Annotated in this window: 11 protein-coding genes; 7 read left to right on the forward strand and 4 right to left on the reverse strand. The window is 63.7% G+C overall.

Annotated features, from left to right (window positions below; genetic code table 11):
• The first annotated feature begins 13 nt into the window (after positions 1–13).
• The 4 genes from HCN50_RS11965 to HCN50_RS11980 all read left to right on the forward strand — a co-directional run bounded on the left by HCN50_RS11965 (position 14) and on the right by HCN50_RS11980 (position 7,268).
• Positions 14–2,719 carry a sensor domain-containing protein gene (locus tag HCN50_RS11965; protein WP_171709831.1) on the forward strand — a complete coding sequence of 902 codons (2,706 nt, stop codon included), beginning with the start codon at positions 14–16 and terminating at the stop codon, positions 2,717–2,719.
• Positions 2,720–3,121: 402 nt separating this feature from the next.
• On the forward strand, positions 3,122–4,648 hold the full coding sequence (locus HCN50_RS11970; RefSeq protein WP_171709832.1) for an ABC-F family ATP-binding cassette domain-containing protein: 1,527 nt from the start codon (positions 3,122–3,124) through the stop codon (positions 4,646–4,648).
• A 117-nt stretch (positions 4,649–4,765) separates the two neighbouring features.
• Entirely contained in the window at positions 4,766–6,235 is a 1,470-nt protein-coding gene (locus HCN50_RS11975) for a glycerol-3-phosphate dehydrogenase (protein WP_171709833.1), read from the forward strand.
• Between the two features lie 16 nt (positions 6,236–6,251).
• Positions 6,252–7,268 carry an adenylate/guanylate cyclase domain-containing protein gene (locus HCN50_RS11980; protein WP_171709834.1) on the forward strand — a complete coding sequence of 339 codons (1,017 nt, stop codon included), beginning with the start codon at positions 6,252–6,254 and terminating at the stop codon, positions 7,266–7,268.
• Positions 7,269–7,493: 225 nt separating this feature from the next.
• Here the strand turns inward: HCN50_RS11980 and HCN50_RS11985 are convergent, their stop codons facing one another.
• Both HCN50_RS11985 and HCN50_RS11990 read right to left on the reverse strand, forming a co-directional pair.
• Complete coding sequence (locus tag HCN50_RS11985; protein WP_235976896.1) at positions 7,494–8,804, reverse strand: tetratricopeptide repeat protein; 1,311 nt, start codon at positions 8,802–8,804, stop codon at positions 7,494–7,496.
• 34 nt (positions 8,805–8,838) lie between these two features.
• On the reverse strand, positions 8,839–9,339 hold the full coding sequence (locus HCN50_RS11990) for a GlcG/HbpS family heme-binding protein (RefSeq protein WP_171709835.1): 501 nt from the start codon (positions 9,337–9,339) through the stop codon (positions 8,839–8,841).
• A gap of 214 nt (positions 9,340–9,553) precedes the next feature.
• Between HCN50_RS11990 and HCN50_RS11995 the strand changes: the two genes are divergently transcribed.
• From HCN50_RS11995 to HCN50_RS12005, 3 genes are read left to right on the forward strand one after another with little or no spacing between them, the layout of a single operon-like run.
• Positions 9,554–10,696 (forward strand): ABC transporter ATP-binding protein, encoded by a 1,143-nt coding sequence (locus HCN50_RS11995; RefSeq protein ID WP_171709836.1) that lies wholly within the window; start codon positions 9,554–9,556, stop codon positions 10,694–10,696.
• Positions 10,693–11,607 (forward strand): ABC transporter permease, encoded by a 915-nt coding sequence (locus HCN50_RS12000; RefSeq protein WP_171709837.1) that lies wholly within the window; start codon positions 10,693–10,695, stop codon positions 11,605–11,607. The genes HCN50_RS11995 and HCN50_RS12000 overlap by 4 nt, the downstream gene beginning before the upstream one ends.
• Positions 11,607–12,422 carry an ABC transporter permease gene (locus HCN50_RS12005; protein ID WP_171709838.1) on the forward strand — a complete coding sequence of 272 codons (816 nt, stop codon included), beginning with the start codon at positions 11,607–11,609 and terminating at the stop codon, positions 12,420–12,422. The genes HCN50_RS12000 and HCN50_RS12005 overlap by 1 nt, the downstream gene beginning before the upstream one ends.
• A gap of 115 nt (positions 12,423–12,537) precedes the next feature.
• Here the strand turns inward: HCN50_RS12005 and HCN50_RS12010 are convergent, their stop codons facing one another.
• Positions 12,538–13,389 (reverse strand): carbohydrate ABC transporter permease, encoded by an 852-nt coding sequence (locus HCN50_RS12010; RefSeq protein ID WP_171709839.1) that lies wholly within the window; start codon positions 13,387–13,389, stop codon positions 12,538–12,540.
• Positions 13,386–14,258: a carbohydrate ABC transporter permease gene (locus HCN50_RS12015; RefSeq protein ID WP_171709840.1), complete on the reverse strand. Its 873-nt coding sequence runs from the start codon at positions 14,256–14,258 to the stop codon at positions 13,386–13,388. The genes HCN50_RS12010 and HCN50_RS12015 overlap by 4 nt, the downstream gene beginning before the upstream one ends.
• Positions 14,259–14,398 lie beyond the last annotated feature (140 nt).

Raw genomic sequence — 14,398 nt, forward strand, 5'->3', positions numbered from 1 at the left:
CCTCGGGTGGGTAATGGCTGATAGCAACCGGCAGGCAGGACGGAAGAATTCGATTCCGGCGCAGGCCCTTGTCTGTCTGCTCGCCATTGCTACGCCGTGCGGATCCGCCTTCGGCGCCGCGCCTTCCGCGGGCTTTTTCCCGGCAAGCTATATCGGCGAATTCGATTCCAATCTGCTGTGGGAGTTCCTGCTTGGGGGAATCGCCCTGGTCTCCTTCCTGGTTGCGATCGGCATCTGGGTACTGACCGCATTGCGCGGGGCCAGGAGCGCGCAATCGCGGCGCTGCGCATTCATCAGCTCGGCGCTCAACACGCTCAACCAGGGCGTGATGATAACCAACGCGCAAAAGCGCGTGGTCTTCTGTAATGACCGTTTTCTCGAAATGTACGGGCTCAGTCGCGCCGAGATTTCGAGCGCCATGACCGGCCGCGAACTGCTCGAACTGCGGCGTGCGCGCGGACTGCTCAATCTCACCGTCGAAGAATTCAGCAAGCTGGCCCGCCGCCCCGAAGGGGTCGTCACCGAGCTGCCTGACGGACGATCGGTGCTCTCGAAGATCTTCCGCCTGCCCAATGGCGGCACGATCGGAACGCATGAGGACTGCACCGAGCAGCGCCAACTGTCGCGCAAACTGGCATCGACCACCAAGTTCCTGGAATCGGTGCTCGACAGCGTTCCGGTCTGTGTCGCCGCCAAGAACATCGAGGACGGCCGCTATATCTTCGCCAACCGCGCGTTCGAGCGCTTCTCGCGCTTCTCGCGCGACCATATCGTCGGCAAGCGCGCCGACGAGATCTTCAGCCCTGAAACCGCAAGGAGCATCGAGGCGGCGGACCAGGCGGCGCTGACCGCGCCGGAAGGCTATCAGCGCAGCGAATACGTCGTCGAACGGGGCGACGACAAGCGCGTTCTGTCCTCCAACCGCGTGGTCGCGCGCAACGAGAACAACAAGCCGGAATTCCTGATCGCGCTGTTCGACGACGTCACCGACCGGCGCTCGCTGTCGCGCGAGCTGGAGAACACCAAGAAGTTCCTCGAACTGGTGGTCGACAACATCCCGGTGTCGCTGATCGTGGAGCGCGTCAGCGACGGGCGGTATCTGCTCGCCAACCGCAGCGCCGAGACCATTCTCAATCGTCGCCGCGAGGATGCCACTGGGCTAACCGCCGCCGACATCTTCAATCCGCGCGAGGCCAAATTGATCATCGCGCGCGATGAAGCCGCGATCAAGAAGCGCGGCCTGCTTACCGAAGAGCACCCGATCTCCACAAAGGACGGCCTGCGGCTGTTCCTGACCCGTCGCATGACGGTGCTCGACGAGACGGGTGAGCCGCAATACCTGATCAAGACCCACGAGGACGTCACCGACCGCCGCCAGACCGAATCGCGGATGGCGCACATGGCCTATCATGACGGCCTGACTGATCTGCCGAACCGCGCCGCCTTCCTGCAGGCGCTGGCGCAGATGATCGAGGCCTGCGCCGGCACCGACGAGGAATTCGCGGTGCTGTGCGTCGACCTCGACGGTCTAAAGGAAATCAACGACGTGTTCGGTCACGCCACCGGCGACAAGCTCCTGATCGAGGTTGCGGGCCGCATCCAGGCCTGCGCCCGTGGCGGCGTGGTGGCCCGTCTCTCCGGCGACGAGTTCGGCCTGATCATCGACGGCAAGCAGCCGGAGGCCGGCAAGGCGCTCGCCGAAAAGCTCGCGCAGACGCTGTCGGACGAGTTCGTGATCGACGGCAAGTCGGTGCGAACCGGGGTTACGACCGGCATCTCGGTGTTCCCGCATAACGGTTCGGATGCCGCTTCACTGCTCGCCAATTCCGGCGCGGCCTTGTTCCGCGCCAAGCAGAAGTCGCGCGGCTCGATCAGCGTGTTCGAGCCGGAGATGGACCAGCAGATCCGCGATCGCCGCGTGCTGCATCAGGATCTCTCGATGGCGATCAGGAACGGCGAATTGTCGCTGTATTACCAGCCGCAGGCCGCGGCGGGCCCGACGATCGGCACCAGCAAGGTCATCGGTTTCGAGGCGCTGGCGCGCTGGATCCATCCGGTGCGCGGCTTCGTGTCGCCCGGCGACTTCATTCCGCTTGCCGAAGAAAGCGGCCTGATCGTCGAGATGGGCGTCTGGATTCTGCGCGAAGCCTGCCGCGAGGCTGCCTCCTGGCCGGTGCCGATGCAGATTGCCGTCAACCTGTCGCCGGCGCAGTTTATGCACGGCGACGTCGTCAGCCTGGTACATTCGATTCTCCTCGAAACCGGTCTGGCGCCCGACCGGCTCGAGCTCGAAATCACCGAAGGCGTGCTGATCGAGGATTTCGACCGCGGCCTCGCCTTGTTGAGGCGGCTGAAGGCGCTCGGCGTGCGGATCTCGATGGACGATTTCGGTTCCGGCTATTCCTCGCTGAGCTATCTGCAGGCGTTCCCGTTCGACAAGATCAAGATCGACCGGACTTTCGTGATGAATCTCGGTCGCAATCCGCAGTCGGCAGCGATCGTTCGCGCCGTCATCGATCTCGGCCACGGCCTCGAAATGTCGATTGTTGCCGAAGGCGTGGAAACCCAGGAGCAGCTCGGCTTCCTCGCGGACGAAGGCTGCGATGCGGTGCAGGGCTATCTGCTCGGCAAGCCACAGCCGATCGGACATTACGCCGCGCTGGTCGGCCGCAGCGCTGCCAACGGCGTCGAGACCGAACGCAAGCTCGCCAGCGCCTGATTTCGCCACGCTAAAGTCATCCTGCTCTCACGACCGATGATGCCGACGGCCGCGTGACCGCGCGGGCTGATCGGATGTGAGATCGACGGCGCCTTGGCTTGCCTTCCATTGCGACCCCGATTACTTTGGCAGTCTATCCGATCGAGAAAGGAGGGCTGCGCGGTGACGACATTCTTCCGGCACTGTCGCCAGTGTGGCCCCGTCAACGCCCTGCAAATGCGTTTGCAGGGCTGACCAGAGGCCTTTCGCAAATCTCTTCCTGGTCTGCCCCCGTGGCAATGCGGCGCTGAACATTTGCTCGTTCACGCCCGCATTCAGTAACTCGCCGCGCTTCGACACGGACATCCGCTAATGGCTGTATGCCCCGGAGGTCGTGGTCGCCGGCAAGACCAGGGAACGGTCATGACCCTTATCACTATCCGCAATCTCGGCGTCACGCTGAACGCCCCGCTGTTTTCCCGGCTGAATCTCGTCGTCAATGCCGGTGACCGTATCGGGCTCGTCGCGGCGAATGGGCGCGGCAAATCGACGTTGCTGCGTTGCATCGCAGGCTCGATGGAGCCAGGAGAGGGTGAAATCACCCGATCACGAGGGCTGACCATCGGTCATGTCGAGCAGGATGTGCCCTCGGCGCTGATGGATAGGCCGTTTGATACGGTGGTGCTCGAGGCGCTACCCGTCGAACGCCGGGCGAGCGAAAGCTGGAGGGTCGGCTTTGTCCTGGAGTCGCTGGAGGTACCTGAGGCATTGCGACGGAGGCCGCTGAAGCAACTGAGCGGCGGCTGGCAGCGGATTGCCATGCTTGCCCGCGTCGCGGTGACCGAGGCCAACCTGTTGCTGCTCGACGAGCCGACCAACCATTTGGATCTCGCGCGGATCGTTCGGCTCGAAAATTGGCTGAATGCGCTGCCGCGCGATATGCCGGTCATCATTTCGAGCCATGACAGGGCCTTTCTCGACGCAACCACGAACCGCACGGTATTTTTGCGACCCGAGCAGTCACAAATGTTTTCCCTGCCCTACACGCGGGCTCGCGCCGCGCTTGGCGAGATCGATGCATCGGACCAACGGCGCTACCAACGTGACGCAAAGGCGGCCCAGCAGCTTCGCCAGCAGGCTGCAAGGCTCAACAATATCGGCGTCAATTCCGGCAGCGACCTTCTGCTGCAAAAGACCAGGCAACTGAAGAGCCGGGCGGAGAGGTTGGAAGACGCGGCGAAACCCGCGCATCTGGAGCGATCCGCAGGCACGATCAAGCTGGCCAATCGCGGAACGCATGCCAAGGTGCTGATTGCGCTGGACGATGCCGCCGTCGCTGCGCCGCACGGCAGATTGCTGTTCAAGACCGGCAAGCAGTTCGTCTGCAAGGGAGACCGGATTGTCCTTTTGGGACCGAACGGGGCCGGCAAGAGCCGGCTTGTCGCGATGCTGCGTCAGGCGATCGAAAATCCGGAAGCCGTGCAGGCCGGCATCAAGGTCACGCAATCGCTCGCTCTCGGCTATTGCGGACAGGATCTTGCCGATCTTGCTGATGCCGACACGCCGATGCACACGATCGTCAGCCGGTTCGACGTTGGCGATCAGCGGGCGCGCGCATTGCTCGCCGGCGCAGGCTTGTCGGTTGCGATGCAGGGCCATCCGATCGGCCGGCTGTCCGGCGGACAGAAGGCGCGTCTCGGCATGCTTTTGCTGCGGCTTGCCCAGCCAAACTTCTATCTGCTCGATGAGCCGACCAATCACCTGGACATCGAGGGGCAGGAAGCGCTGGAAGATGAGTTACTGGAGCATCAGGCAAGCTGCCTGCTGGTTTCACACGATCGCAACTTCGTACGAGCGATAGGAAACCGGTTCTGGCTGATCGAGAAAAGGCAATTGGTGGAACTGGAAGGGCCGGAACACTTGTTCGCATCGATCGGCGCAGCCGGGTAGAGCGACGGCAGCCCGGTTCTTTTTGCGACTTGATCGATTTCCAGGAGCGACATCCACTTTTGGCCATCATACGCTTGTGTAGTGAAACCAAGGTTCTCTGCAAGTCACCCATAGCGTATGGCGGACTACGATCTCGCGATCATTGGCGGCGGGTTGAACGGCGTCAGCATCGCGCGGGACGCCGCCGGACGTGGCTTGCGCGTCATCCTCTTGGAGCAGGGCGATCTCGGCGCGGGCGCCTCGTCGGCCTCGCCGCGGCTGATCCACGGCGATCTCGCGGGGCTGGAGCGCCGGCATTTTCTGCGTGTTCGTACGGCGCTCACCGAGCGCGACGTCTGGCTCAGGAACGCACCGCATGTGGTGCGCCCGATGCGCTTTGCCATCCCTGCCCATTCGCAGGAGCGTCCGGAATGGCAGTTGCGCTCGTGGCTGCTGCTCTACGATCGGTTGGCCTCGCGCAGCGGTCTGCCGGCCTCGGCGACTGTCGACGTCACGCATCATCCGATCGGCAACGCGCTGAAGCGGCCGTTCGGCACCGCCTTCGAGTATTCCGACTGTGTCGTCGACGATTCGCGCCTGGTGGTGCTCACGGCCGTCGATGCTGCGGCGCGCGGCGCCGTGATTCGCACCGGCGCACGCTGCAGCCGGGCCGAACGCGGCAAGGAATGGCGCCTGGTGACGATCGATCGCGGCTATCGCCAGGTGATGACGGCAAGGGCTGTCGCCAACGCGACCGGCGCCTGGACGTCGTCCGTCGCCGAGATGGTGTTGCGCGTGCCGCCGCCGAAAGTTGCCGCGATGCAGATGAGCCAGATCGTCGTCCGCCGCCTGTTCGACAGCGACAACATCTATGTGTTCCAGAACAGCGACGGGCGGCTGATTTTCGCGAGCCCCTATGAACGCGACTTTACGCTGATCGGCACCGCCAGCCATGCCTTCAGGGGCGATCCCGCCATCGTTGCGATGGCGGCCGGTGACGTCGCCTATCTCTGCGATGCGGCGAACCGCTATTTTCGCGAACGGATCGAGACGGTCGATGTGGTGCGTACGCTTTCCGGGGCCAACATGGTGCCGAGCCCGGCGAGCGGGCGATATCCGCGCGACGGCGCGATCACGCTGGACGACGGGCGCGGCAAGGCGCCGCTAATCACGATTTTCGGCGGCGACGTCACAACCGCGCGGCTACGCGCGGAGAGGGCGGTTTCGGAGCTGACGCCGTTCTATCCGATGTCGCCGCGCTGGACCGCGAAGGCGCCGCTGCCCGGCGGCGATTTTGCCTGGGACCGCTTCGACAACGAAATCGAAGACGTACGCGAGCGCTGGCGGTTTCTCAGCGAGGATCAGGCGAGGCGCTTGGTTGCTGCCTATGGGACGAACGCCAAGGAGATCCTCGGCGACGCCAGAGAGCGTAGCCACCTCGGCCCGGCCTTCGGACCGGAATTGACCGCCGCCGAAGTGCGTTATCTCATGAGCAAGGAATGGGCGAGATTTCCGGACGACGTCCTGTGGCGTCGCTCGAAACTCGGCCTTACCATGTCGCCGTCCGACCGCGAGGCACTGGCGGCGTTCATGGCGGCGTCCGTGTGAAGGGAATGAATCGGACATGCGCCGTGCGATCAGGCCAACCATCCTCCTGGCAATCATCGGATTGCTCGCGGGTATCGCCTATCGCCACTTCATTGACGATCCGATCGAAGCGACGCTGCCGAACTATCTCCGAAGCGCCATTCACGGCATGGGCATGACGCTGGCTGGCTGGGGCGTTCACCTCTATTTCACGTCGCGACGAAGCGAATGGATCAGCAAATGGCCGCTGCTCACGGATCTGGCCCTGCGCTCCGCGGTCATGGCCATCGTGGTTGCCGGAGCGGTGCTGAGCCTGCAGATGGCGCTTTACGAGGAATGGCTCGAGACGAAATGGCTGATCGACCAGTTTCCGTTGATCCTTGCGATTGGCTTTTTCGCGTCCCTGCTCGTTGGCTCCGCCTATGAATTGACACGGCTGGTCGGCAGCCGTGTGCTATTCAACGTGGCGCTCGGGCGATACCGAAGCCCGGTGCGGGAAGCGCGGATATTGATGTTTCTTGATCTCGCAGGTTCGACCTCGCTCGCCGAGTCGATGGGAGAACTGCGCGTGCAGGGCCTGCTCACCCGCTTCTTCTTCGACATCGACGACGCGATCGTCGCGCATGGTGGTGAGGTCCATGCCTATGTTGGCGATGAGGTGATCGTGATCTGGCCGCTCGATCACAGGATGTCGGGGGCACGCTGCATCGACTGCTTCTTCGCGATTGCCGATATTATTGCGAACAAGGCCGATTCTTATCGGCAAGAGTTCGGCATGGTGCCGAGCTTCCGCGCCGGCCTGCACGCCGGTTATGTGGTGATTAGCGAGTGCGGCAGCTCACGACGCCAGCTTGCCTATTTCGGCGATACCGTGAACGTGACGGCGCGGCTGCAGGAGCACTGCAAGGAAGTTGGCCGGAACTTGCTGGTGTCGTCCGACCTGCTGCGCCGCATGAAGCTCAAGCCGGTTTTCGCCGTCGAAGCGCTCGGCGCGGTTCGCTTGCGCGGCCGCGCGGCGGCACTCGAGGTGTTTGCCGTCGAGCGACGGATCTGACTTGCCTCGCCTTGAAGCATGATGAAATTAGGTTTGCCTGCGACCACGAAGAAGGTGCGCTCGCTCTCCCGCTTGCGGGGAAGGGCTGGGGTGGGAGTGTCTCCGCGGGCGATACTGCCCGAGTCGAGAGAGCCCCCACCCGGCGCTTCGCGCGGACCTCCCCCGCAAGCGGGAGAGGTGAAGCGCGTCTGCGGCCAAATCGATCTGGCCAAAAATCATCATGCTTTAGCTTCGCTGCGCTTGCCGCGACCAGGCCTCGTCACGCGCCGAAGGCCTGCGGTCGAGCCGTGCCGAGATACGCCGGGCAGCCCTGTCGCCGTGACCAGCGCGCATATAGGCGACGATCAGCGTGTCCTCCCACAATTCGCGCTGGGCGTGGCTGCCGCCGATCCGCGTCAGCTCGGCGAGGGCCGGTTCGAGCAGGCGGATCGCCTTTGCATTGTCGCCTTGCGCAAACGCCCGGATGCCGCGGCAGAGGTCGATGGCAGCCTGCCCCGGCAACAGCTTGCCGTCGGCTGCACGTGCTTCGAGCTGCGCCAGTCGCGCCTCCAGCGCATTGTTGCCGGTTATCGCCGCAGCCAGCGCAAAATGAAGGTCGGCAAAGTGCGCGCCAGCTTGCGGAAAGTATTTTTCGCCATAGGCGGCGACATCGCGCCAATGCGCCTCCAGCCCTGTCTGGCCGGCCAGCGCAAGCCGCCACAGCAGCGAGGCGCCGTCGGTGAAGATGTTCAGCGGCGGATAAGGCCGGCCCGCCGGCTTGATATGCTGCTCGTAGATCGCGAGCGCCCCGTCGAGATCGCCGGCGTCGAGCAGGGTCAGCGCGACATGCCAGGCGAGATGTCCATGCAGAAAACTCTTTCGATCATGCGCGGGCATCCACTGCGACAGGAATTGGCGGCCCGCTGCCATATCGCCCTGCTCGAACATCGCGTGCGAGAGACCATGCGCGGTATTGGCGTTGGCCGATCGCAGCTCCATCGCGCGTTCGGACAATCTCCGGCCGATGGACAGATTTCCCGCTTCGGTGTGCGACCAGCCTAGATAGCCGAGGAACCACCAATCCTCGCCATAGTGGCTCGCGTGGCGCTCGCAGATCGCAAGTTTCGCCGCATCATGGTCGGCACGTCCGGAGAAGGCATAGAGGCCGAATGCGCCAAGCAGCATCGACAGCACCTGCGCATCGCGGGGATATTCCTCCAGATGCGCTTCGGCGCCGCTGACAGCCAATTTCGGCTTGCCTTCGATCGCGGCGGCGATGACCTCGACATGGCCCTTTTCGCGTGATGTCGCGCCGGCGGCCAGTTCCCTGGCCTGCGCGGCAAGAGCGCGGGCATTGCCGCCTTCCATGTTGAGCTGATGCAGGCGGGCGCGGCCGACATGCGCCAGCGCAAAGGTAGGATCTTCCGCGATCGCCTTGTCGAATGCGTCCTCGGCGCCGTGCCAGGCCGACAGCATGCAGTCGACACCCTCGCGGTAATACGCCGCGGCGCGATCCGAAGTGGTGGTCAGCGGGAGGCCATATCTGTCGCGGTTCATTGTTCGTCTCTGGAGCGCGATGCCACCGTCACGTCTAGAATTCGAGCTTGTCACGGACGGCGTCGATGCCTGCTTTGGCGCAGGCCTCATCCGCGTCGCCGCCGGGACCGCCGGAGACGCCGACAGCGCCGAGCAGTGAGCCGGCCGCTTCAACTGTCACCCCACCGCCGAGGGTGACGGCGCCGGGCAGATGCCGGATCCCGGCTTGCATCATGCCGGGCTGGCTGATGGCGTTGAGTTCGGTTGTACTGGTGCGAAAACTGGCCGCAGTCCAGGCCTTGCCCGAAGCTGTCGATACGGTGTGTGGGCCCGCGAAGCGGTCGCGCAGCAAGACCTGCGTGATGCCGAAGCGGTCGACGACGGCGACGGTCACCTGAAAGCCGCGTTTTTGGCAATCCGCCAGCGTCGCGCGCGCCAGGTCGAGCGCCAGCTCAGGACTCAGCGACTTGTAGGTTACGACGGCCTCCTGTGCGGCGGCCGAGCTGGCGAGCAGGGAAGAGATCGTCGCCGCTGCCAGCAAACTCCGAACATTCATCAAATCCCTCCCGATCATTCCTATCACGCTTGGGTGGCCGGCTCTTTTTTGAACTCCGAACCTTACCAGAGACCGGAGTTGCATCCAGAATATTGTGGCTGCTTGTTCCGGGCCGGTTGAGCGGATGGCGATCCGCCGCTAGCGTGCGGCCATGACGGCGCAGGCAAATGGCATAAGCGGGCAATCGCCTGAAATCGAGGCGGCGAAAATCAATATGGCTGTAGCGCACGCTACGCCGGTGGTGCCGGCCGAGGACCTGCCGCTGCTCCGCATCGAAGGGGTGTCGAAGAACTTCGGCACCTTCCGCGCGGTGGACCGCCTCTCGCTCGACATCGGGGCCGGCGAGTTCTTTGCACTGCTCGGCCCGAGCGGCTGCGGCAAGACCACGCTGCTCAGAATGCTGGCCGGCTTCGAGACGCCTGATGAGGGCCGCATCCTGCTAGGCGGCCGCGATATCGCGCCGGTGCTGCCGCACGAGCGCCCTGTCAACATGATGTTCCAGAACTACGCGCTGTTTCCGCATCTGTCGGTCTGGGACAACATCGCGTTCGGCCTGAAGCGCGCCGGGATGGCGGGCGCCGCCATCGATACGCGCGTGGGCGAGATGGTCGCGCTGGTCAAGCTCGATGGGCTAGAGAAGCGAAAGCCCGATCAGCTTTCCGGCGGCCAGCGACAGCGCGTGGCGCTGGCGCGCTCGCTGGCGCGACGGCCCAAGGTCCTGCTGCTGGATGAGCCCTTGGCCGCGCTCGACAAGAAGCTGCGTGAAAGCACGCAACAGGAACTGATGGAGCTGCAGCGCCGCCTCGGCATGACCTTCATCGTCGTCACCCACGACCAGGAAGAGGCGATGACGATGGCGAACCGGATCGGCGTCATGAATGCCGGCCGGCTCGAGCAGGTCGCGACCCCGCGCGACCTTTACGAGGTGCCCGTCTCGCGCTGGGTCGCCGGGTTCGTCGGAGACATCAATTTGTTCGATGGCGAAGTCGCCTCGCACGAGCAACATCGCGTGAGAATTGCGACCCGTGACGGCGGAATCATCGCGGTCGCGGAGCCGCGCCGGATGGTTGCCAAGACCGTCGTCGCGGTCGCGATCCGTCCCGAGAAGGTGAAGCTGTCGCGCCGCGGCCCGGAATCGGACGCAGTCAATTCGCAGGCAATCAACCGCCTCGACGGCGTCATCACCGATGTCAGCTATCTCGGCGGCTCGACCGTGTACAAGATCCGGCTCGATTCCGGCGCGGTGGTGCGTTCGTCGATGGCCAATACCGCCCGGCTTGAGATCGACACCTTGAGCGCCGGCCAGCGCGTGGTGGCGTGGTTCTCGCCAGACGATTGCGTGGTGCTGGAGAAATGAGCGCGCGCCGCATCTTCGCGCAGCCGGCGCGCTACGCCGCCATCGCGCCCTATCTGTGGATGGTGCTGTTCTTCCTGGTGCCGTTCGGCTTCGTGCTGAAGATCAGCCTGTCGCAGACCGCGATCGCGCAGCCGCCCTATGTTCCGGTGTTCGATCTCAGCGAAGGCTGGGCGGCGATCAAGGAAGCCTTCGCGCAATTGTCCCTCGACAATTTCAAGCTGCTGACCTCGGACAGTCTCTACATCGGCTCCTATCTGCGGAGCCTCGTCGTCGCCGTGACGTCGACGCTGATGCTGCTCCTGATCGGCTATCCCATCGCCTATGGCATGGCGCGGCTGCCGCAACGCTGGCAGCCGATTGCGATGATGCTGGTGATCGTGCCGTTCTGGACCTCGTTTCTGATCCGCATCTATGCCTGGATCAATATCCTCCAGCACGACGGCCTGCTTAATCAAGCGCTGCTGGCGCTGCGCGTGGTCTCGGCGCCGGTGGTGTGGCTCTCGACCGATACCGCAATGTATATCGGCATCGTCTATTCCTACCTGCCGTTCATGATCCTGCCGCTCTATGCGACGCTCTCCAAGATGGATGCCTCGCTGCTTGAGGCCGCAGCCGATCTCGGCGCATCGCCGCGGCGGGCGTTCTGGCTCGTGACGTTTCCGCTGTCGTTGTCCGGCGTCGGTGCCGGCGCGCTGTTATGCTTCATCCCGATCGTCGGCGAGTTCGTGATCCCCGATCTGCTGGCGGGCTCAGGCTCGATGATGATCGGCCAGACGCTGTGGCTCGAATTCTTCACCAACAAGGACTGGCCGGTCGCGGCTGCGGCCGCTGTCGCGTTGCTGGTGCTGCTGGTGCCACCGTTGTTGCTGTACGACCGGCTGCAGCGCCGCGCCCTGGCGGAAGGTAAGTGATGGCACCGCGGATCGGCCGAATGTCGCGCTTCAACATCACCGCGCTCGTGCTCGGGATGGCGTTTCTGTACCTGCCGATCGTGATCTTGGTGATCTATTCCTTCAACGCCTCGCGGCTGGTCACGGTGTGGGGCGGCTGGTCGCTGCGCTGGTACCAGGAATTCTTCAACGATCGCGCCATGCTGGATGCGGCCTGGATGAGCCTGCGGGTCGCCGCGCTCTCGGCCACGATCGCGACCCTGCTCGGCACGCTCGCCGCCGTCGGGCTGGTGCGCGGCGAGCGCTTCCGCGGGCGGGCGCTGTTTTCCGGCATGCTCTACGCGCCGCTGGTGATGCCGGAGGTGATCTCCGGGCTTTCGCTGCTCTTGTTGTTCGTGGCGCTGAACGCCGAACGCGGCTTCTGGACCGTGACGATCGCTCATACCACGCTGACCATGTGTTTCGTCACCGTGGTGGTGCAGTCCCGCCTCGCCTCGCTCGACCGCAGCCTGGAGGAAGCCGCGATGGATCTCGGTTGCGATCCGGTGCAGGCCTTTCTTCGGGTGACGCTACCCCTGATCGTTCCCGCGATCGCCGCCGGCTGGATGCTGGCGTTCACGCTTTCGCTTGACGATGTCGTGATCGCAAGCTTCACCACCGGCCCCGGCTCGGCGACGCTGCCGATCCGGATCTATTCCGAGGTGCGGCTGGGCGTAAAGCCCGAAATCAACGCGATCTGCACCATGGTGATCGCGCTGATTGCGGTCGTGATCGTGATCGCCTCGCTCGCCTCGAAGCTGTCGAGTTCGCAAGGCGAGAGCGCGGCGCCGCTGTAGCAACCCCGTCATTCCGCGGCGATGTGAAACATCGAACTATGGTGCGCAATTGCGCACCTGAGAATCTCGAGATTCCGGGTCTGGTGCTATCGCACCATCCCGGAATGACAGCGCATCACGACTTAACCGCGCCCGCCGTCAGCCCACCCACCATGTAGCGCTTGAACGCGTAGTAGATCGCGGCCGGCGGCAGCGCATAGATGAAGCCGGTGGTCATCAGCAATTCCCACGGCGAGTCGTCGGCGGCGAGGAAGTTGCCGAGCGCGACGGGAAGCGTGATCTCGGTGTCCTTGGAGAGCAGCAGGAACGCGTAGAGATATTCGTTCCAGGCGAGCAGGATCGCGTAGGTGCCGATCGCGACCAGCGAGGGCATCATCAAGGGCACGTAGACCAGGCGGAACAGTTGCAGCGTGGTGGCGCCGTCCATCGTGGCGGCTTCATCGAGCTCGACCGGTAGCTTGTCGGAGGCCTGCTTCAAGACCCAGATCGCGTAAGGGGAAGCGATCGTCACCATCGCCAGAATCAGCGACCAATGATTGTTGAGGAGACCGTAGTTGCCCATGGTGCGATACATCGGCACGGCAAGGAACGCCGCCGGGATGAAATAGGTGAACAGCGCCAGATTCATCACCCAGCGGCCGCCGGGGACACGCAGCCGCGAGATCGAGAACGCGGCGGCGGTCGCGATCACTAGCGTCAGCGCGCCGGCGGAAAGCGCGATCACCACCGAATTGAAGAACTGGATCCAGAAATCGCGCAGGAAATAGTGCTCCTGGTAGAACACGATCTTGAAATTGTTCAGCGTCGGATGTGCGGGCCACAGCTTGCCTGAGAACGCGTCCTCCTTCGGCGAGATCGCGAACAGGAACATGTGGTAGATCGGCACCAGCGTCCAGATCAGCACGGGAATGCCAATCAGAAGCAGCTTGGCCTCGTTGCCGATTTCTCTCAGGGAAGGCAGCTTCATCGCGACAACCGTTTCATCATGAAATAGACCAGCGGCAGCACGAACGGCAGCGCGCAGACGATGGACGCCATTGCCAGCGAGAGCTGGTCGAGCCGGAGGTAGCGGATGCCGAGCGTGGCCAGCACGTGGGTGAGGTCGGCGGGGCCGCCGCCGGTGAGCAGGTAGACGCTGTTGAAGTCGCCGAGCGTCCAGATCATCGAGAGCAACGTGCACGTGACGTAGAGCGTCTGCATCGACGGCCAGGTGATGTAACGGAATTTCTGCGACCAGCTCGCGCCATCGACTTCGGCCGCTTCATAGAGGTCGTGCGAGATCGCAAGCCGCCCGGTCAGCAGGATCAGCGTCCAGAACGGCAGCGATTTCCAGATGTGCACGCCGATCGCCATGCCGAGCGCCACGGTGGGATCGTTCAGCCAGTTCGGGCCGTCCTCGGCGGTGAACTTGAAGATCAGCTGGTTGATCACGCCCCATTCGGGATTGAGCATGAAGCGCACCGAGAGAATGGTCGGAATCGACGGCACCGCCCAGGGCAGGATGAACAGCACCGACAGCCATTTGATCCAGCTGCGTTGCTGGGCGAAGAAGCCGGACAGGAACAGCGCGATCGCCATTTTGACGTTGATGCCGACCAACAGGAAGATCAGCGTGTTGACGGCGGCGCGCGCGAAGATCGGATCGTGATAAAGCGCGACATAGCTCGCCGGATGCCGTGCCAGCCACAGGCCATAGCCCACGGGGTAGACCACGAAGGCTAGGAACACGAGCAGATAGGGCGCGAGCAGCAGAACGCCCCAGACCTGCGGCGTCGTCAGCCGGGCTGATAGCGGCCGGCTTGGGATCGCGTGATCGCCCGAAAGCGTGATTGCCATAGTTGTCCGTACTTACAAAAGTGAGGCCGGCCGCAAGCTGCGGCCCCTGTGTCGTTAACCTCCCCCCGCTTGCTGGGAAAGGTCGGATTGCAAAGCAATCCGGGTGAGGGGGTACAGGACTTTCCACGAGCCTCACTCGT

The sequence above is a fragment of the Bradyrhizobium archetypum genome (genome assembly GCF_013114835.1).
In the GTDB taxonomy this organism is placed as follows: Bacteria; Pseudomonadota; Alphaproteobacteria; order Rhizobiales; family Xanthobacteraceae; genus Bradyrhizobium; species Bradyrhizobium archetypum.

What these genes read in the sequence shown, in the direction of transcription:
- HCN50_RS11965 (WP_171709831.1), top strand. Translation starts at nt 14, where the DNA reads ATGGCTGATAGCAACCGGCAGGCAGGACGGAAGAATTCGATTCCGGCG.
- HCN50_RS11970 (WP_171709832.1), top strand. Translation starts at nt 3,122, where the DNA reads ATGACCCTTATCACTATCCGCAATCTCGGCGTCACGCTGAACGCCCCG.
- HCN50_RS11975 (WP_171709833.1), top strand. Translation starts at nt 4,766, where the DNA reads ATGGCGGACTACGATCTCGCGATCATTGGCGGCGGGTTGAACGGCGTC.
- HCN50_RS11980 (WP_171709834.1), top strand. Translation starts at nt 6,252, where the DNA reads ATGCGCCGTGCGATCAGGCCAACCATCCTCCTGGCAATCATCGGATTG.
- HCN50_RS11985 (WP_235976896.1), bottom strand. Translation starts at nt 8,804, where the DNA reads ATGAACCGCGACAGATATGGCCTCCCGCTGACCACCACTTCGGATCGC.
- HCN50_RS11990 (WP_171709835.1), bottom strand. Translation starts at nt 9,339, where the DNA reads ATGAATGTTCGGAGTTTGCTGGCAGCGGCGACGATCTCTTCCCTGCTC.
- HCN50_RS11995 (WP_171709836.1), top strand. Translation starts at nt 9,554, where the DNA reads ATGGCTGTAGCGCACGCTACGCCGGTGGTGCCGGCCGAGGACCTGCCG.
- HCN50_RS12000 (WP_171709837.1), top strand. Translation starts at nt 10,693, where the DNA reads ATGAGCGCGCGCCGCATCTTCGCGCAGCCGGCGCGCTACGCCGCCATC.
- HCN50_RS12005 (WP_171709838.1), top strand. Translation starts at nt 11,607, where the DNA reads ATGGCACCGCGGATCGGCCGAATGTCGCGCTTCAACATCACCGCGCTC.
- HCN50_RS12010 (WP_171709839.1), bottom strand. Translation starts at nt 13,389, where the DNA reads ATGAAGCTGCCTTCCCTGAGAGAAATCGGCAACGAGGCCAAGCTGCTT.
- HCN50_RS12015 (WP_171709840.1), bottom strand. Translation starts at nt 14,258, where the DNA reads ATGGCAATCACGCTTTCGGGCGATCACGCGATCCCAAGCCGGCCGCTA.